An 18,493-nucleotide genomic window follows, 5' to 3' on the forward strand; every position below is an offset into this window, starting at 1 on the left:
CATTCTGAGCGAAGCGAAGAACCTCAGCAAAAGCTAAAAGCATTTTTCCTGCCCACTCTATTAAAACACATTAACAAATAACAACACATAAAATGCCACTACCAAAAATAAACCCTACACAAACCGAAGCCTGGAAAAAACTCACGGAACACTTTAATGCTACGGAGCATTCGGAAATGAAAGGTTATTTTAACGAAGACCCCGAAAGAGCTTCCGCTTTTACCATACAATGGAAGGACTTTTACGTTGATTATTCCAAAAACCGGATCACCGGAGAAACTACAGACCTGCTGCTCTCCCTCGCCGAAGAAGTTGGACTGAAAGAAGCCATAGGCAAATATTTTGCCGGGGACACGATCAACGAAACCGAAAAACGGGCAGTCCTTCATACGGCGCTCCGGGCAGGGAAAAATACGGATATCAAAGTAGCCGGAACCAATGTTATGCCGGAAGTATTTGCCGTTAAAAACAAGATCAAAGCCTTTTCGGAGCAGATCATCTCGGGGGCGCAAAAAGGATATACGGGCAAAGCATTCACCGATGTGGTCAACATAGGGATAGGCGGTTCCGACCTTGGTCCCGCCATGGTGACAGAGGCCCTTACCTATTACCAAAACCATCTCCATGTACATTTTGTAAGTAATGTCGATGGTGACCACGTACACGAGACCCTGAAAAACCTGGATCCCGAAACTACACTATTCGTAATCGTTTCGAAAACGTTCACCACGCAGGAGACCCTGAGCAATGCTACAACGATTAAGAACTGGTTTTTAAAACATGCTAAACAGGAGGATGTAGCCAGGCATTTTGTAGCCGTATCTACCAATCTTCCCCAAATCGCGGCCTTCGGGATTGCCGATGACAACGTATTTCCTATGTGGGACTGGGTTGGTGGCCGCTTTTCTTTATGGAGTGCCGTAGGCCTTTCCATTGCCCTTGCCGTGGGATATGACAATTTCGACAAACTATTGCAGGGCGCCCATGCCATGGACGAACATTTCAAAACTGCAGACTTCAGAGAAAACATCCCCGTTATGCTTGGCCTTATCGCCACGTGGTACAACAACTTTTACCAGGCCGAAAGTGAAGCCATTATCCCTTACACCCAATACCTGAGCAGGTTTTCCGCCTATCTCCAGCAAGGTATTATGGAAAGTAACGGGAAAAGTGTGGACCGCACCGGGAACCGGGTCGATTACCAGACAGGCAGTATTATCTGGGGAGAACCCGGAACCAATTCGCAACACGCTTTCTTTCAGCTGATCCACCAGGGGACAAAACTGATCCCGGCCGATTTTATAGGCTTTGTACATGCCCTGCACGGAGACCAGGATCATCACAATAAGCTAATGGCCAATTTCTTCGCCCAGACCGAGGCCTTACTTCAGGGCAAGACCGATGAAGAGGTCATTGCCGAACTCCAGGCTAAAAATACCGGGGAAGATGAGATCAAAGCGCTACTGCCCTTTAAGGTATTCGAAGGCAATAAGCCGACCAATACGATCCTCGTAGACAAACTCACGCCGGAAAGCCTCGGTGCCCTCATCGCCATGTATGAACACAAGATCTTCGTACAGGGCGTCATCTGGAATATCTTCAGTTATGATCAGTGGGGTGTGGAACTCGGCAAACAACTCGCCAATACCATCCTGAACGATATACAGAACAGCACTATGGCCCCGCATGACAGCTCTACCACTCAATTACTGACGTACTTTAAAAACAAATCCTGACCCTTCGGAGTAAGCACCTGGATATCAACATCAGCCCCGGTTATCTTAAAATAACCGGGGTTTTTATTTCCGGTTGTAATCCTGTTTCATAAAATACTGTTAATAAATAGGTGTAAAAATTAAATATCTGAGAACCAATCACACTGGTTTTATGGCTATTTTTGCTTTGTATAGTTAAAGAATCGCATTGTTAAAACATTTAACATTTACTTAATGTTGAATCATTTTATAAATGTCAATTTTGCACAGCTAAATCAAATTTATTTAACACAGATGAAAACAATTTTCAATGGGTTTTTCACAGTGGTTTTCGCCCTTCTCGCGTCTACTGCTGCTATTGCACAGGTAACTACGTCCAGTATTAACGGACAGGTTACAGATGATCTCGGTCCCCTGATGGGTGCATCCGTTGTTGCAACGCATACACCTTCCGGAACCACTTATGGGGCCGTTACCAGTGAAGATGGTCGTTATACACTGCCCGGAATGCGTGTTGGCGGACCATACACCGTAGAGGTATCCTACATGGGTTATGGCACCAATGTAACCAAAAACATAACCATCGGGCTGGGTGTATCCTTTGTCCATAATGTGGTTTTGACTGAGGAAAGCATGGAGTTAGACCAGGTGCTTGTCACCGCAAAGAGAGGAAAGTTTTCAGCTCAAAAGACCGGAGCTGCGACCAACATCTCTAACGAGCAAATGAATGCGCTGCCAACTATCAGCAGGAGTATTGCAGACATGGCTCGTGTTTCTCCATATGCCAACGGTATGAGTATGTCCGGTGGAGATGGGCGCTCAACCAACTTTACTGTAGATGGTGCTAACTTCAACAACAACTTTGGTTTGAGTTCCAGCTTGCCAGGTGGTGGAAATCCTATTTCCTTAGACGCTATTGAAGAAGTTCAGGTCGTGGTTTCCCCATTCGATGTGCGTCAGACCAACTTTATTGGCGGAGGGATCAATGCAATTACAAAGTCAGGAACCAATACCTTTAAAGGTTCTGCTTACACCTTGTATACCAACCAGGATATGCGCGGTAACAGAATTGGTGATACCGACTTTGGAGAACGTCCGGAAGCCTCTACAACCACTATTGGCGCCACTTTCGGAGGACCTATTGTAAAAGATAAATTGTTCTTTTTTGTCAATGCTGAAACCGTAAAAGTACCCGGGCAAGTAGTGAACTGGAGACCTTCTGAAGACGGAGTTGCGAACCTGGATTTGATGCGTTCACGTGCCAGTATTGCCGATATGCAGGCCGTAAAAGACCATTTGATATCTAATTACGGTTACGATCCCGGATCCTACGACAGCTATCCTGCAGACGAAACCAATAAAAAACTGTTGATTCGTTTGGACTGGAACATCAGCGATGCCCACAAATTGAGTGTGCGTTACAACTACACTAAAAACGAGGGATGGAACGCTACTAACGGAAACTCCACAGATGCCGGGTACCGAAACAGAAACGCGGATCGTATCTCACAATACTCCATGGCGTTCTCCAATTCTACGTACTCGATGAATAATATTGTGAACTCCATATCCTTTGATTTAAACAGTAGATTCTCAGACAAGATTTCGAATCAGTTTTTGGCCACCTATTCTAAAATAGAAGATGCCCGTGGCACAAACTCTTCGCCTTTTCCCTTCATAGATATTATGAACGGATTGGACGACGAAGGCAATCAGATTTTAGAGCCTTATATCTCTGCAGGTTATGAATTATTTACCTGGAATAATGCCGTAAACAACAATACGTTAACCTTCATCGACAACCTTACTTATTACGCGGACAATCACAAAATTACTGCAGGTTTGAGTTATGAGCATCAGATGGCAAACAACTCTTATATGAGAAACGGTACCGGATATTACCGATATGCCAGTCTGGATGATTTCCTTAACCAAGCCGCTCCAAGAGATTTCGCTTTAACTTACGGCTATAACGGAGAAACGAATCCTGCTGCAGAGGTTGCTTTTAACCAGTTTGGAGCGTATCTGCAAGATGAATGGGATATAAACAGCAAATTCAAACTCTCCGTAGGACTTCGTGCAGATTATTTGAAATATGAGGATAACCTCATCAGAAACAATGCCATCTACGATTTAGATTTCGGAGGTAGACGTATAGACACAGGTCGTTGGCCGAAAGGCAATGTTCAGTTCTCGCCAAGGGCCGGATTTATCTGGGACATCAAAGGAGACCAGTCTATGAAACTCCGAGGTGGAACTGGTATCTTCTCCGGAAGATTGCCCTTGGTATTCTTCACCAATATGCCAACCAACTCCGGTATGGTACAAGGAAGTTATGCCGCTACAACTACCTATGATAGTAATGGAGTCGCCATTTCAAATCCTGTCCTGGAAGAGTTGGCAGGACCAATGATGACAGATGTAAGTGAGATGATAGATAGATTAGGATTACCTAATACCATTACCCCTGAAGATGGTGCTTTGCCACGTGACATAAATGGTGTGGACCCTAATTTCAAAATGCCACAAGTATGGAAAACCTCTTTGGCTTTTGATTATCAAATTCCTACTGAATTCCCATTTTCAGTTACTTTAGAAGGTATTTACACCAAAACTTTAAACGGTGTAATGCTTAAGAATTATAACCTGATGCAACCGGACGATTCCTGGAACCGTTTTAACGGACCCGATAACCGATATATTTATCCTTCAAGTTCCGATATTTCATATCAGGACAGAGCGGCATACATGCTGTCAAACACCAGTAAAGGTTGGGGTGCAATAGGAAACATTACGTTAAACGCCCAGCCGGTAGAAGACTTGAATTTAATGGCCTCCTATACCTATACCGAATCTAAAGAGATCTCAGGTATGCCTGGTAGTAACGCGGGTTCTGCCTATACCGGACTTATTCAGGTAGACGGACCTCACTTGCCGGCACTTCAACGTTCACAATATGTGGTACCAAGCAGGGTTATCGCTTCTGCATCCTATAGATTACCATGGTCTAATGACTTCTTAAAATCATCTACATTTGTTAGTTTGTTCTATTCCGGATATTCTCCTTACGGAAACAGCTATATCTATACTAACGATATGAACGGAGATGGTATCGGAGCAGATTTGATCTATATTCCAAGCGGAAGAGGAGACATTAACTTCGTTAGCCAGGAGGATGAAGATGCCTTTTTCAACTTTATGGAACAGGACAGATACCTGAAAAATAACAAAGGTAAATACGCTGAAGCCTATGCAGCCCGTGCGCCCTGGGTTCACAAATTTGACCTTAGATTATTGCGGGAGTATTACTTCAATATTGGTGAGTCTACAAATACCTTGCAAATTAGCTTAGACTTTATTAATGTTGGAAACCTCATCAATAGCCAATGGGGTGTCAGAAAAACAAATAACATTTCCAATAATAGTGCTATCCTAACGTATGAAGGAGTAAATGACAACAACGAGCCAACCTTCTCCTTCCCGACAGTTAGCGGAGATTACCCAACACGATCTTACGATTACAACTATAACTTTAATGAAACCTGGCAATTACAAGTAGGTGTCAGGTATAAGTTTAACTAATCTCAATATCAAAGTTTGAGGGTGCCTAAAAAATTTATCACTCTCTGAGATATTACGTATTTTGAGATTTTTCTCAGATTTCTATCCGAATAAAAAAGAGGCTGTCTTCACTTTGAGACAGCCTCTCTTTTTTTATTTCACACAATCTTTCTACCTTTAAAAAAACATGATAAATGCCTCCGATCCTACAAACCATTACTGATGCTATAATAAATTCGACTCCCGATAAAAAAGATATCTCCCTCGCTACCGGAAATTCGGGGAGAATACTTTTTCTCGCCACCTCCTATCTGAAAACAGGAGATGAATCCTGTCATGAAAAGATAAATGAGCTCCTCGACCAAAATTTTATGATCCTGGAAAAAGAACCCCTTTCCACATCATTCCGTAACGGTCTTGTGGGCTTCGGATGGTTATTGCAACACCTGGGAGAACACCGGTTACTGGATCAGGAAGAACTTACCGATATACTGAGGCAATTTGACCGCATCATTACCAGCGACATCCACCAAAAAACCGGCACGTTACAAGATCTTGCGGGTTTTAATACCAGGATATTTCAAACGAGCCATTATCTTTTTCCGAGACTGAAAAAATCCGGTGATATAAAGCCTGTCCTGGAAGCAGTGGTAAATCATCTGAACCATATCATCCCGGACTTTATGAATGCCGGAAACACCCCTTTTCAAAGTCCGGAAACTGCCCCCGCTATTCTGTTTCTCTGTACATGTGTACGTTTGGGTATTCAGGAACAGAAAAGCAAAGCACTAATAACATTCATACTCGCTAACATCGTCATTTCTCTTTCCCTGTTTACCGATAAAAACACCTTTTTCCCACTCCGGGACTCTTCGGATGGGCGCACCGTAAGCCTGGATCTCAACATGGCCCACGCACTATGGGAAGCCGCGAAAATATGCAAAAACACCTATTGGAGACGACTGGCATGTATCATCCTTAAATACAACACCTATAATAAAGACAAAAATCACGACTTTTTTTATCAGTCGGGAATAGCCAGGGACCATTGGGGTATTGCTTACCGCTACCGGTATTTTTATCAAGAAACCGCTTTCAGACTCCTTGAAAAAAACAGTAACTTCTGGTGCGATACCAAGCTGCTGCCCTCTTTAAATTCCAAATACGGGGTACCGGGGCTGGAAAACGGGATCTCAGGTATCGGACTTGCCCTGATCCCCCCCATGGACCAATCACTCATCGGAATAATCTAAATAAAAACCAATACACCTATGGAGCCCGAAATCTTAGCCTATATATTATCCGAGTGGAGTAATGATAAAGCATGTTCCGGAATACTATTATGCGGAAGTTATGCATACGGGATGCCAACCGAACATTCTGATATCGATTTGAGAATTGTTTTCGACAATACTTCCGGCAAAACGCACCGGGCAGGTGTCACTACTTTCCGAAAAAAAACTATCGCTTTCAGAGAAGATACCGAATATGTTTTTTACCAGACCATGCACCTGGGAATACACCAGACCAATCGGTTTCAGGCCAGGAACTTTGCTTTGGGAAAAATACTTTATGAAAAGGATCAATGCCTTCAATACCTCAAAAAGGAGGCTCATTTTCTTATGAAGAAAAAGTTTCCCGAACTGAATAAAGACAAAATCAAGTATCTCCTTTATAAAATATGGTATGATTACGATAAGATTGACTGCCTCCCGGAAAGCGATCCCTTTTATGTCCTGAACTATTACCATGCACTCGAAGAAACCCTCAAAAACTATTCGGAAATAATACGTACCGAAATTATATCCAGGCACAAATTATCCGCATTTCTTTTCTCCACCACTTTTACGGATGCTTACCAGATCACCTCATTTCCCGACCGGGAATTTATCGAGTTATGGACCAAAGCCGTAAATACCATAAATAAGACTTCCTATCAGGAACTTTATGCATATATCATCGGTAATTATCCCGGGATTGACGTCAAAAACTTCAGGATCTCCATGATTAACAATTAGATAACCTCTACATCTCATATTTTTTACTATATTGTAAATCAACCTTAAATCAATTCTTATCATGAAGAAAAAAATTAAAAAGCTATCCCTGAACAAAAAGACGATTTCCAGCCTGAACCTGCAAACCCAAAATCAGATCAAGGGCGGCGACAATTCCGATCCTTCTTTATGTCAGACCTGCCGGGACAACGATTGTCCTACAGACCACACCTACTGCGGTCCATGTGACAATACCTATCAATGTGGCGGGCCTACCGACAGAAACTGTCAGCCAATGACCGGATGGGGATGTCAGACCGAGCTTTTTGCTTGCGGTACCTGATATCATTTTTCTACATACCTGTGTTTTCCGATATAATTTATATCTAAAATGCAGGTATGTAAACCTTTTCTCTACAATGAAATTCACCTACTAAGCACGTAAATATGGAACGAAAAATCAAAAAACTTACTCTGAACAAAAAAACGATCTCTAATCTTAATTTAAAAACTCAAAACCAAATCATAGGAGGAGCAACAGAAGCATGTGACACCAGACAGGAATGCCCTACCAATCAAATGTCCTGCAGAGAGTGCCCCACCGATCATACCTATTGCGGCCCATGTCCGAACACAGAATATACCATGTGTGACCTGACTTGTGGCTGGACCTGAAAAGCTTTAAAAACAGGGGTACGGACACTCTTATGATTCGTACTCCTTATCCTTCCCCCCATGCCCGATCCCAACGGATTCTCTGACCTCCACCCTAACCTCACAGTTATTTTCCCGGCATCCGCCCCATCTTTTGCCCCGCGAGATCTACCAGGCGTATTTTAAAGATGAATTTCTCCGTTCATACTCCGATAAGAGATTTCCGGCTTATAATATCTTTTTGATGATCCCGCTGTTGTTGCTCCCCCCGATCTACAACCTTTCGTATGAAAAACTGGTGAAAAACGTCGGGAGACGAATGCATGCTTTCCATACTTTAACGGGTTGCAACAGCCAAGCATAGTAAAGACGGACATATCCCGAAGAAGTATTGCTACAGGTAGAAATCCTGATCCGGAAGTCCCTCAAAACGGCCATAAACACAACGCTGTTTACACCGAACAGATTTTTCCATAAAAAGGTGCAAAAAGAGACAAGTGGTCCAACCCCGAATGTACGTTAAAAGACCGCACTTCACGGACATCAAACCATCCACTCTCCCTAAAATTCACTACTTTTGAGAAAACTTAAAAACTAAGACATGGGGATCATTCAAACCTTACATTCGTACTGGGCTTACCTAACCCTTATTATGCTTGTTATCGCTGTAATCAATGCTATTATCGGCTATTTCAGCAGTAAACCTTTTATCATAGGGAAAGACCTTCGTATCAGTCTTTTTGCCCTTATTTTCACGCATATCCAATTGCTCCTCGGTATTGTACTGTACTTTGTTTCCGACCGTTTTTCGTTATGGTCAGAACTCGGTCCGGGAGGTGTTATGAAAAATGATCTCGCAAGACTATTACTCGTTGAGCATCCTTTTACCAATATACTTGCCATAATCCTCATTACCATAGGTTGGTCCAAACACAAAAAAGTAGAAAGCGCCAAGGGGAAATTCGGTAAAATAGCCTTTTTCTACACCATAGGCCTTATTCTCCTGCTCAGCAGAATCCCCTGGTCGCAGTGGATGTAGTAAAATGCTATACACTGAGCGCAACCGAAGGGTGCCAATGGGGTAATTTGATAATGAAGATAATGAAATAGTAGTCTTAAAAAGACAATCCTCTCCCCCTGCAGGGGGAGAGGCCGCAGGCAGAGGGGGTGTCCCCCGGCAAAAACCAAATCTCATGCTAAACACATTGATATCCTGCATAGAAGACAAAGGCGTACGGGCCACCCCGGTGAGGATACTGACCCTGGAACAGTTCTGCAAGGACTCCAATGCCAAAAGCCTTACCGAATTACAGATCCTGCTCGACACCGTAGACAAAGCCACCATATACCGGACCCTGAAAACTTTTGAAAAGCACGGCATCCTGCACGCCATAGACACCAATGGTGATGCCGTTAAATACGCATTGTGCAGCCCGTTTTGCCTGGCAGAAGAACATACGCATACCCATCCGCATTTTGTCTGTGAAAAATGCGATGCCACCCATTGCCTCGACCATACCAAGGTATCCCTCAGCCACTTTCCCTCCGATCACACCTTCAGCAGTATGGCTGTTATTATAAAAGGACTATGCACTTCCTGTAAATCTTCCGGATAAACTCCCCGGGGCCCGACTTTGCAACCGGGTTACATAAGATTACCCGTAATTTTACCCCGGATACTAAAATTAATGTCCGCTCCTCCTGTGTCCGGACGGTTAAAATAAAATGTATGGAGTCTCATCAGCATAACGGGTGCAGCCATGATCACGGAGGCATCTTCGGAAAAAACACAGAACTGATCTTCTCATTGCTTTGCGGAATTTTATTACTCGTCGGATTCCTCCTGCAAAAGTTTACCACCCTTACCGGATATGGTCTCTACATCTATATACCGGCCTACTTTTTCGGGGGATTCTACGCGGCAAAAGAAGCCTTCGAAAAAATACAGAAAAAGGAATTCGAAATCGACTTTCTGATGCTTGTCGCAGCCATAGGCGCTGCTATTCTCGGCAAATGGGCCGAAGGAAGTCTCTTGTTATTTCTCTTCAGTCTCGGACACGCTCTGGAACATTATGCCATGAACAAGGCCAGGAACTCCATCAAGGCATTGGGAAACCTCAGCCCGAAAACAGCGCTTGTCCGCAGAGACCGGCAAAATGAGGAAGTGCCGGTAGAACAATTACAGATCGGGGATATCATCATTGTAAAACCCAACAGCAAGATTGCAGCAGACGGTGTGGTAGTGAAAGGAAAAAGCAGCGTCAACCAGGCCTCTATCACCGGCGAAAGCATACCCGTGGACAAAATCCCTGCCGCACAACACGAACAACTCACCGATTTTGCCCATGTACCACAGGAGAGCAAAGTGTTCAGCGGAACCATTAACGGTAACAGTGCCCTTGAGGTCCGGGTATTGAAACTCTCTTCGGACTCCACCCTTTCCAGGCTTGTGGCACTGGTCAGTGAAGCCGAGACGAAAAAATCACCCACACAGCAATTCACCAAAAAGTTCGAGCGGATATTTGTCCCTTCCGTAGTTGTACTGGTGGTATTGCTTTGTTTTGCTTTTCTGGTCATAGACGAACCGTTTGCTGCAAGTTTTTATCGTGCCATGACCGTATTGGTAGCTGCCAGCCCATGTGCCCTTGCCATTTCCACACCGAGTGCCGTACTGAGTGGGGTGGCACGCGCCGCACAGACTGGAATACTCATTAAAGGAGGGAAGGCCCTGGAGAACCTCGGCAGTCTTTCTGCCATAGCTTTTGACAAAACCGGTACACTCACCAGGGGAGAACCGAAACTGATCCATGCCATCCCTTTCGAAGGGGTTTCCGGGACCGACTTCCTCAACACCGTCCTGGCGGTCGAGCGCCAAAGCGACCACCCCCTGGCCAGAGCCATCTCGAGGGATATTAACAACATGCCGGGACAATCCGGCACAGATACTCAAGAAGCTTCCGACATCGAAGCCCTTCAGGGAAAAGGAATAAAAGCAAAGTACCGGGGAGAGACGGTTTATATCGGAAACCCGCCCTTGTTTGAAGACGACCTGCAACTCGTCCTCGATAAAAACATTAAAGGCAAAATCCGGGAATTCCAGGAGCAGGGACATACGACCATGCTGGCCAGAAAAGGAGATACGTTTTTAGGCATACTCACCCTGATGGATACGCCCAGGGAGACAGCCAAAAACACACTGCAACAACTCAAAAACATCGGAATACGCCGTATGGTCATGCTTACGGGTGACAATCAGAACGTAGCCAATACCATCGCAGCACAGATAGGGCTTACTGATGCTTACGGAGATCTTCTTCCGGAAGACAAAGTAGAAGCCGTGAAAAAGCTCCGGGAAAAGGAAGCACAGATCGCTATGGTAGGCGATGGAGTTAATGATGCCCCGGCCATGGCTAACAGCACGGTAGGAATAGCTATGGGAGCGGCAGGATCCGATGTGGCGCTGGAAACCGCAGATATCGCACTGATGAATGACAGGCTGGACAAATTGCCTTTTGTTATAGCCCTCAGCAGGAAATCCAGGCAGATCATCCGTCAGAACCTGTTGATCAGCCTGGGGATCGTACTGTTCCTGATCCCCTCCGCCATGATCGGTTTTACAGGTATCGGGCCAACCGTAGCCATACACGAAGGCTCTACACTGCTCGTCGTATTCAACGCACTGCGTTTACTCGCTTTTAAACGATAACCGTACCGGCCCGGACGATAACGATATCATCCCGGCGCTATCTGTAAATACCCGGCGTTATCGTACCGATCCACGGCAGACATCCCCCTCCTCTGTCCCGTTGATCCAGGTTTTAAGTTTTTCCGTACGGGCTTCGGCCATTTCGGTCAGGTATGCCATAGCACAGGTCGAATAAGCACTCCCGTAAGCGACCTGCTTGTTTTTCTCGGGAAACTTCATCTCCAGTTCCGCATCGCGAAACCTGATCCACAAATGCTGAGCCTTTTTCAGTTTCCGGATAAAAGCCGTATCGGATTTATACACTACAAGTATCTGCTGATATGTATCGTTCAGCTCCTTGTCCGCATTTTTATAGGCCTCTTCAACCTGGGGTGCAGGCTGTGAAAAACACGTTGTACTTACCGCTATACACAACAAAAACAGCATCTTCTTCATAAGTATGTATTTTAAAATGATTTACATAAGTCACAGGAAAGAACACCTGTCTCTTACAGCTATTCTTCCCGGAATAAGATACAAAGAATTACGAAGGCAGGAAAATTCTTAAAACCCGTAAGTATCAGAACCAGAATCCGAGATTGAAAAACCACAATCCCTTACCGCGCTCCGGCGACCAGGAATATTTGAGTTCGATAGGCCCGATGAACGTCTCCAGACCGTAGCCTACGGCATAGCCCGTGTACGTGGGTATCTCGAACCATTCGCCCCGTTCAAAAATATCATTGCCGGCGTTGGCATAATTCACCGTAAAATTCAGGTGGTTCTTACGGAGAAATTCATAGTCAAGGGTAGCAACACTCTTCACATAACTGTTACCCCCGAAACTGATGTAGTCATATCCGAGAAAAGAGGTGAAATTGTTGATCTGTTTATTCCCGTACCCTCCGAGGATGTATTGCAAGGATTCCGCACCGGTTTCTCCCAGGACGGCACCTGCTTCTGCAGTAACATTCAGTGCGAGATTCGGTAAAAAGACAGTCGTAGCCATTCCGGCCTTTGCCTTCAGCATCGAAAACTCACTAAAGGTTTTATTGAAATCGGAAGAAGCAAAATAGAAATGATAGTCCCCGTCAAAATACAGGCCCCGTTTGGGATAGTACCTGTTGTCGTAGGTATCGAGCTTGATAAAGCTATAAGCGCTGTAATAATCACTGTCCTCAAATACGGATTTACGGCTGTTTTCCTGAGATATGGTTTCCGATTCTATTTTTATCCTTTTGTGTTCCAGTCCTGCCCCCACCGAAAACTCTTCCCGGAAAACAGTCTGCATATACATCTGGTTGGTAAGGTCGGATAGTTTAACACCAATTTGGTTAAGGCCGTTTACATCCGGTGGTTGCTGCGTAGATTCCTGTAAAAAATCTACCGCGATATCAGTCGCAAACCTGTTGTACGCCGATTTCACCCCAAAACTCCAGTAAAATCCCTTATCCAGGTAATATTCCAGGTTATACCGGAGGTTATCCCCGAGCCCGACATCCAACGACAGTACATCGTCATCCAACATGAATTGCTTCTTGGTAAGATTCAGTAATACAGCACTCTTATACAGACCGTCGTAATGCAGGCCAAAACGCAGCAGCGTGGTTCTCTTGTTCTCCTGCAGCTTCATCAGCATATTGTATGTATCATCGTCTTTATCCTTGATAAACTGGTACCGTATACTTTCGAAGTTATTGGTAGCTGCCAGGTTGGCCAGTCCCTGATTGAGTTTCAGAAAAGAAACCTTCCCCGAGGTGGTAAAACGAAGTTTCCCCTTGATGTAGGCCCTGGAATATTTATCGTTTCCCTGGAGCGTAAGACCACTGATATCGATACTGTCTATTTCTTTGAGGTGTTGTGGTTTGGGACCATAGGCCTGCTCGGCAGCCAGATTTTTGAGTTGCTGCATTTTTTCACGGGCTGCAGCCTCTCCATTAGCTATGATAACCTGGCCCCGGTCAAACGAAACTACCGAAAAATCCTTGATGTCCGGTTTGATATAAATATCCGTTTCCTTGGATTTTATCTTCATGTCATTGACCGTCCTGTAATTATTGATCTGCATCAGGATGTCTGTTGCCGCGCTGAGCTCGTCCCTGTCCGACAGGGCATCCTGTACATCGATACCGATAATTTTTTGTGCCCCCAGTTTTTTCACCTCTTCGATAGGGTAATTATTGACAACACCTCCGTCTATAAGCACGTCATCTCCTATCTCTACGGGATTAAAGAGGGAAGGAAAAGATCCGCTCGCCAGGATAGCTTCAGGCAAATACCCTTTGTTGAGTATCACAGGCTCCCCCGTTTCCACATTGGTTGCTATACAGAAAAACGGGATGGGAAGTTTACCGAAATCCTCTACATTATTTGTGGTGTACAACAATTTCACCAACAGGTTGTAAATATTCTGCCCGCGGGAAAGAGCTCTGGGAAAGGATATTTTAAAATTGTCAAAAGGGAGGGTGAGTGCATACCGCTCGGAAATTTCCTTTTCATAGAACGGCCGTGCGGACCGTGGTACGTTATCCTGAATAAGTTCGTCAAAATTCACTACCCGAAAAATAGAGTCCAGTTGGTTCGCCGAATATCCGGAAGCATAAAGCGCCCCGATAATAGCTCCCATACTGGTTCCTCCGATATAATCTATGCGCACCCCCGCTTCTTCAATGACCTTCAGCGCCCCGATATGTGCCAGTCCCTTGGCGCCACCTCCGCTAAGCACCAATCCGACCTTTACATCTTCAGGGCGTTTATCTTGCGCATATCCTCCCCAGAACGTTACGCACAATACGAGGAGCAGCATTATATTTTTTTTCATATCACGGGTCTTTACAGCATCTGACGAAAATCTCTATTATTTGTTACAAAACCGAGCGTCCCGGGTTGACATCACTTGTCTCAGGCTACGGGTGAAAATAATCGTAGATCTTCCTGGCTTTCGCCTGTCCGATTACTTTTGATATATCTCCCAGCTCCGCTTCTTTTATTCTTTTAACCGACCGGAATTCTTTGAGCAGTTCCTCTGCCGTCTTGTCTCCTACACCTTCAATATTGGTGAGTTCGGTATCTAAAGCCGCATTACTTCTTTTATTGCGGTGAAAGGTAATCCCGAAACGGTGTGCTTCATTACGCAGGTGTTGTATGATCTTCAGGGTTTCGGACTTTTTATCCAGATAAAGCGGTACGGAATCTCCCGGATAGTATATTTCCTCGAGACGTTTGGCAATACCGATAATGGCTATCTTTCCGCGAAGTCCCAATATATCAAGACTTTTCAAGGCCGAAGACAACTGTCCTTTCCCCCCGTCTATAACGATAAGCTGTGGCAGGGATTGCCCTTCTTCCACAAGTCTTTTATACCGTCTGAAAACCACTTCTTCCATAGAGGCAAAATCATCAGGCCCTTCTACGGTTTTAATATTAAAGTGCCTGTAATCCTTTTTGCTCGGCTTCCCGTCTTTAAAGACCACACACGCCGCCACAGGGTTTGTTCCCTGAATATTCGAGTTGTCGAAACATTCGATATGCCTGGGCTCCTGCTTTAGCCTCAGGTCCTGTTTCATCTGTGTCATAATACGGTTTACATGCCTGTCCGGATCGGTAATCTTGGTCTGCTTGAAGCGCTCCTGCCGGTAAAAACGGGCATTTCGTTCCGAGAGTTCCAGCAGGCGCTTTTTATCACCGAGCTTCGGAACGGTTACCTTGACCTCGGGAGATACTTCGACGGGAAAAGGTACATAAATTTCCCTGGACCTCGAATGAAACCTTTGGCGGAGTTCCGTAATAGCCAGCTCCAGGAGTTCCTCGTCCGACTCCTCAAGTTTCTTTTTCATTTCTATCGTATGCGCACGTATAATAGCCCCGTAAGATAATTGTAAAAAGTTTACATACCCGTAACTGTCATCCGAAACAATAGAAAATACATCCACATTGCTGATTTTCGGATTTACGATGGTCGATTTGGCCTGATAGTTTTCGAGGACTTCCAGCTTTTCTTTGATCTTTTGCGCCTCTTCAAATTGCATATCTTCCGCATAGGCCTTCATCCGCTCCCGAAAGGTATGCAGCGAATCTTTAAAATTTCCTTTCAGGATTTCCCTTATGGCCCGGATCTGCGTATTGTATTCTTCCTCGGTCTGCAGACCTTCACAAGGCCCTTTGCAGTTTCCGAGATGATATTCCAGGCAGACCTTGTATTTTCCGGCATTCACTTTGGGTTTGGACAAATCATAATTGCAGGTACGCAGAGGGTATAATCCCTTAATAAGCTCCAGCAATGTACGTATGGTCCTGATATTGGTATAAGGTCCGAAATATTCCGATCCGTCACGTATGACGCGCCTGGTACTGAAAATCCGGGGAAACCGCTCTTTCTTTATGCAGAGCCAGGGATAAGACTTGTCGTCCTTGAGCAGGACGTTATACCTGGGCTGATACTTCTTGATCAGGTTATTCTCCAGAAGCAGAGCATCCGTTTCCGTAGGAACGACAATATGCTTTATATCTTCGATTTTACGGACCAGAACTCTTGTTTTTCCGTTATCGTGCTGCTTATTAAAATAGGAAGACACCCTTTTTTTCAGGTTTTTTGCCTTTCCCACATACAATATTTTTCCGTCTTTATCGTAAAACTGATATACCCCCGGACTATCCGGCAGGGTCTGGAGTAGTATTTCGACAGCAGTAGTGCTCATATAGCGAAATTAACGATTTTATACAATACTTTTTGGGTGTATGGCAAAACCTCTGGGAAAATTGTGTTTTGCCCTCTCCTTCGGAAATGGCATGATTTTTACGGTATCTTTGTACATAGCTTTAACTTTAAAAAAAGAAATTATGAGATCATTAAAACTGATTTTAGGCATATTTCTTATGACCGCCTTCCTGGCTTCATGTAGTGTGCACCGCGTGCATACCAATGGTAAAGGGGACATTCCGCCAGGGCAAATGAAAAAGATTACAGGAGAAAAAAGTGCTAAGAAATACGCTCCCGGACAACAAAAAAAGAACCGGTATTAGCAACACATTATTATCCGGGACACCGGACGTACTATAGACCTATGAACAAAAAGGAACTGCGCCAAAAGTACAGGTTACTCCGGCAGCAACTTACGGATACCGAAGCCGGAGAAAAAAGTCTGGCTATCGCCAATAATGCGTTGTCCTTACCGATATGGAAGGGCACGTATTATCATATTTTTCTGCCTATAGAACGGCATAGCGAAATCGACACCTCTTTTCTACTGAGTATTCTTCAGGGCAGGGATAAGGAGGTGGTGTTATCCAGAAGTAATTTTGACGATGCCTCAATGACCCACTATCTACTAACGGATAATACGGTATTGAGAAAAAACGAATACGACATTCCGGAGCCTGTAGATGGCATTGAGGTGCCACCGAAAAAAGTGGATGTCGTGTTTATTCCGCTGCTGGCTTTTGACGCTCAGGGAAACCGGGTAGGGTACGGAAAAGGGTTTTACGACCGCTTTTTACTGCAATGCCGGAAAGATACCCTCAAAATAGGACTATCGTATTTCGGAGCTGAAGAAGAAACCATAGCGGGATTGCTGGAAAGCGATATCCGTCTGGACTATTGCATTACTCCCGATCGTACTTATACGTTTTCCTGAGGTGCCGGTTCTTCCTCTTTTTTAGGAAAAGCCTGCTTATGAAACAGCAATAAGGTTACCACCCCGACAAAAATAGCCGAATCGGCAAGATTAAAAACCGGTTCGAAGAAACGAAAGGTCCTTCCCCCTAATCCGGGTACCCATTCGGGCCAGGTCGTGTCTATCATCGGAAAATAAAGCATGTCCACAACCTTTCCGTGAAACAGTTTCCCGTAAGGTTCGGCTGCAAACAGGGTAGCCACCTGGTTGTGGCTTTCGTTAAAGACCAGGCCGTAGAAAACGGAATCCACAATATTACCGAATGCCCCGGCAAATATCAGGGCTATGGAAACGACGAGAATGCGCGGACTGTTTTTACGAACTGCATCGTACAACCAGTAACCGATACCACAAATGGCAAACAACCGGAAAATGGTAAGCGCAATCTTTCCGGCCTCATCCGAAATAAAAGGAATGATATCACTGAGTTTTGTACCCCAGGCCGCTCCTTCATTTTCGATAAACAGTATTTTAAACCAACTGAAGACCGAGACGGATTCGCCGAGTATAAAATTGGTCTTGATGTATATTTTGCTGATCTGATCGATTAGGACGACCAGGACGATTATCAGCGTAGCTTTTTTTAAAGACATGATTCCTTTTGGTAACTAAGTCCGCTTCCGGCGGATTTTTCATCGTTTTTCCTCTTTCATCATCACACAAAGGCCAAAAATACAATATTTTGGCTTTGACTGAGGAATCTTTTATTTAAAAGAAAACCCGCCAGACATGATAAACCGGCAGGTCTTCGTATACTATATCGCTACAAAGCCGTTGCAAACGCACAGAAAGTATTTTCTCTCTTTCCGTAAAAGTGCTTTAACTCTTTTGCATGTTTTTGGCTTCGATGCTCAGTGTCGCATGAGGTACGAGTTTCAGACGTTCTTTGCTTATGAGTTTGCCGGTAACGCGGCAAATGCCATACGTTTTGTTTTCGATGCGTACCAGGGCATTTTTGAGATCGCGGATAAACTTTTCCTGGCGGATAGCCAGCTGTGTATTGGCCTCCTTACTCATGGTTTCGGATCCTTCCTCAAAAGCCTTGAATGTCGGCGAGGTATCATCCGTACCGTTATTTCCGTCATTCATATATGCGCTTTTTATCAGATCGAGATCTTTTTTAGCTTTATCGATTTTCGCTTCGATCAATACCCGGAACTCTTCCAGTTCCTTATCGGAGTATCTTACCTTAACATCTGTACTCATAGC

Annotated in this window: 16 protein-coding genes; 11 read left to right on the forward strand and 5 right to left on the reverse strand. The window is 44.6% G+C overall.

Annotation, left to right across the window (positions count from 1 at the left end; all coding sequences use genetic code 11):
* Positions 1 to 92 precede the first annotated feature (92 nt).
* From pgi to BT112_RS07860, 9 genes are all read left to right on the forward strand, one after another.
* Entirely contained in the window at positions 93 to 1,736 is a 1,644-nt protein-coding gene (gene pgi / locus BT112_RS07820; protein WP_072316806.1) for a glucose-6-phosphate isomerase, read from the forward strand.
* Between the two features lie 213 nt (positions 1,737 to 1,949).
* A complete protein-coding gene (locus tag BT112_RS07825) occupies positions 1,950 to 5,297 on the forward strand; it encodes a TonB-dependent receptor (protein ID WP_245776997.1) in 3,348 nt (1,115 codons plus the stop codon).
* Between the two features lie 173 nt (positions 5,298 to 5,470).
* Complete coding sequence (locus tag BT112_RS07830) at positions 5,471 to 6,529, forward strand: lanthionine synthetase LanC family protein (RefSeq protein ID WP_072316807.1); 1,059 nt, start codon at positions 5,471 to 5,473, stop codon at positions 6,527 to 6,529.
* An 18-nt stretch (positions 6,530 to 6,547) separates the two neighbouring features.
* Positions 6,548 to 7,294 carry a nucleotidyltransferase domain-containing protein gene (locus BT112_RS07835; RefSeq protein WP_072316808.1) on the forward strand — a complete coding sequence of 249 codons (747 nt, stop codon included), beginning with the start codon at positions 6,548 to 6,550 and terminating at the stop codon, positions 7,292 to 7,294.
* A 61-nt stretch (positions 7,295 to 7,355) separates the two neighbouring features.
* On the forward strand, positions 7,356 to 7,616 hold the full coding sequence (locus BT112_RS07840; protein ID WP_072316809.1) for a class I lanthipeptide: 261 nt from the start codon (positions 7,356 to 7,358) through the stop codon (positions 7,614 to 7,616).
* Positions 7,617 to 7,720: 104 nt separating this feature from the next.
* Positions 7,721 to 7,948, forward strand: a complete 228-nt coding sequence (locus tag BT112_RS22205; RefSeq protein WP_217652341.1) for a class I lanthipeptide — start codon at positions 7,721 to 7,723, stop codon at positions 7,946 to 7,948.
* Positions 7,949 to 8,528: 580 nt separating this feature from the next.
* Positions 8,529 to 8,966 (forward strand): hypothetical protein, encoded by a 438-nt coding sequence (locus BT112_RS07850; RefSeq protein WP_072316811.1) that lies wholly within the window; start codon positions 8,529 to 8,531, stop codon positions 8,964 to 8,966.
* A gap of 154 nt (positions 8,967 to 9,120) precedes the next feature.
* Positions 9,121 to 9,543 carry a Fur family transcriptional regulator gene (locus tag BT112_RS07855; RefSeq protein ID WP_072316812.1) on the forward strand — a complete coding sequence of 141 codons (423 nt, stop codon included), beginning with the start codon at positions 9,121 to 9,123 and terminating at the stop codon, positions 9,541 to 9,543.
* A gap of 113 nt (positions 9,544 to 9,656) precedes the next feature.
* Positions 9,657 to 11,633: a heavy metal translocating P-type ATPase gene (locus BT112_RS07860; protein ID WP_072316813.1), complete on the forward strand. Its 1,977-nt coding sequence runs from the start codon at positions 9,657 to 9,659 to the stop codon at positions 11,631 to 11,633.
* A 57-nt stretch (positions 11,634 to 11,690) separates the two neighbouring features.
* On the opposite strand, the gene BT112_RS07865 is transcribed toward BT112_RS07860, so the two are convergent.
* The 3 genes from BT112_RS07865 to uvrC form a co-directional block, all read right to left on the reverse strand.
* On the reverse strand, positions 11,691 to 12,068 hold the full coding sequence (locus tag BT112_RS07865) for a lysozyme inhibitor LprI family protein (protein ID WP_072316814.1): 378 nt from the start codon (positions 12,066 to 12,068) through the stop codon (positions 11,691 to 11,693).
* A 124-nt stretch (positions 12,069 to 12,192) separates the two neighbouring features.
* Entirely contained in the window at positions 12,193 to 14,433 is a 2,241-nt protein-coding gene (locus BT112_RS07870; protein ID WP_072316815.1) for a patatin-like phospholipase family protein, read from the reverse strand.
* 85 nt (positions 14,434 to 14,518) lie between these two features.
* The gene (uvrC, locus tag BT112_RS07875) at positions 14,519 to 16,309 is read right to left on the reverse strand and encodes an excinuclease ABC subunit UvrC (protein ID WP_072316816.1); all 1,791 of its coding nucleotides are present in this window, start codon (positions 16,307 to 16,309) and stop codon (positions 14,519 to 14,521) included.
* Positions 16,310 to 16,451: 142 nt separating this feature from the next.
* Between uvrC and BT112_RS07880 the strand changes: the two genes are divergently transcribed.
* Positions 16,452 to 16,634 carry a hypothetical protein gene (locus BT112_RS07880; protein WP_072316921.1) on the forward strand — a complete coding sequence of 61 codons (183 nt, stop codon included), beginning with the start codon at positions 16,452 to 16,454 and terminating at the stop codon, positions 16,632 to 16,634.
* Positions 16,635 to 16,675: 41 nt separating this feature from the next.
* The gene (locus BT112_RS07885) at positions 16,676 to 17,245 is read left to right on the forward strand and encodes a 5-formyltetrahydrofolate cyclo-ligase (protein WP_072316817.1); all 570 of its coding nucleotides are present in this window, start codon (positions 16,676 to 16,678) and stop codon (positions 17,243 to 17,245) included.
* Here the strand turns inward: BT112_RS07885 and BT112_RS07890 are convergent.
* Both BT112_RS07890 and BT112_RS07895 read right to left on the reverse strand, forming a co-directional pair.
* On the reverse strand, positions 17,230 to 17,877 hold the full coding sequence (locus tag BT112_RS07890) for a lipoprotein signal peptidase (protein WP_072316818.1): 648 nt from the start codon (positions 17,875 to 17,877) through the stop codon (positions 17,230 to 17,232). The two genes, BT112_RS07885 and BT112_RS07890, sit on opposite strands and share 16 nt — an antisense overlap.
* A 226-nt stretch (positions 17,878 to 18,103) precedes the next feature.
* Positions 18,104 to 18,490 (reverse strand): TraR/DksA family transcriptional regulator, encoded by a 387-nt coding sequence (locus BT112_RS07895; RefSeq protein ID WP_072316819.1) that lies wholly within the window; start codon positions 18,488 to 18,490, stop codon positions 18,104 to 18,106.
* Between the last annotated feature and the right edge of the window lie 3 nt (positions 18,491 to 18,493).

The organism is Sinomicrobium oceani, from assembly GCF_900119185.1.
GTDB lineage: Bacteria > Bacteroidota > Bacteroidia > Flavobacteriales > Flavobacteriaceae > Sinomicrobium > Sinomicrobium oceani.

Excerpts from the sequence above, each read along its gene's own strand:
- pgi (WP_072316806.1), top strand. The coding sequence starts at position 93 with ATGCCACTACCAAAAATAAACCCTACACAAACCGAAGCCTGGAAAAAA.
- uvrC (WP_072316816.1), bottom strand. The coding sequence starts at position 16,309 with ATGAGCACTACTGCTGTCGAAATACTACTCCAGACCCTGCCGGATAGT.
- BT112_RS07855 (WP_072316812.1), top strand. The coding sequence starts at position 9,121 with ATGCTAAACACATTGATATCCTGCATAGAAGACAAAGGCGTACGGGCC.
- BT112_RS07870 (WP_072316815.1), bottom strand. The coding sequence starts at position 14,433 with ATGAAAAAAAATATAATGCTGCTCCTCGTATTGTGCGTAACGTTCTGG.
- BT112_RS07880 (WP_072316921.1), top strand. The coding sequence starts at position 16,452 with ATGAGATCATTAAAACTGATTTTAGGCATATTTCTTATGACCGCCTTC.
- BT112_RS07830 (WP_072316807.1), top strand. The coding sequence starts at position 5,471 with ATGCCTCCGATCCTACAAACCATTACTGATGCTATAATAAATTCGACT.
- BT112_RS22205 (WP_217652341.1), top strand. The coding sequence starts at position 7,721 with ATGGAACGAAAAATCAAAAAACTTACTCTGAACAAAAAAACGATCTCT.
- BT112_RS07860 (WP_072316813.1), top strand. The coding sequence starts at position 9,657 with ATGGAGTCTCATCAGCATAACGGGTGCAGCCATGATCACGGAGGCATC.
- BT112_RS07825 (WP_245776997.1), top strand. The coding sequence starts at position 1,950 with ATGTTGAATCATTTTATAAATGTCAATTTTGCACAGCTAAATCAAATT.
- BT112_RS07835 (WP_072316808.1), top strand. The coding sequence starts at position 6,548 with ATGGAGCCCGAAATCTTAGCCTATATATTATCCGAGTGGAGTAATGAT.
- BT112_RS07895 (WP_072316819.1), bottom strand. The coding sequence starts at position 18,490 with ATGAGTACAGATGTTAAGGTAAGATACTCCGATAAGGAACTGGAAGAG.
- BT112_RS07850 (WP_072316811.1), top strand. The coding sequence starts at position 8,529 with ATGGGGATCATTCAAACCTTACATTCGTACTGGGCTTACCTAACCCTT.
- BT112_RS07865 (WP_072316814.1), bottom strand. The coding sequence starts at position 12,068 with ATGAAGAAGATGCTGTTTTTGTTGTGTATAGCGGTAAGTACAACGTGT.
- BT112_RS07890 (WP_072316818.1), bottom strand. The coding sequence starts at position 17,877 with ATGTCTTTAAAAAAAGCTACGCTGATAATCGTCCTGGTCGTCCTAATC.
- BT112_RS07840 (WP_072316809.1), top strand. The coding sequence starts at position 7,356 with ATGAAGAAAAAAATTAAAAAGCTATCCCTGAACAAAAAGACGATTTCC.
- BT112_RS07885 (WP_072316817.1), top strand. The coding sequence starts at position 16,676 with ATGAACAAAAAGGAACTGCGCCAAAAGTACAGGTTACTCCGGCAGCAA.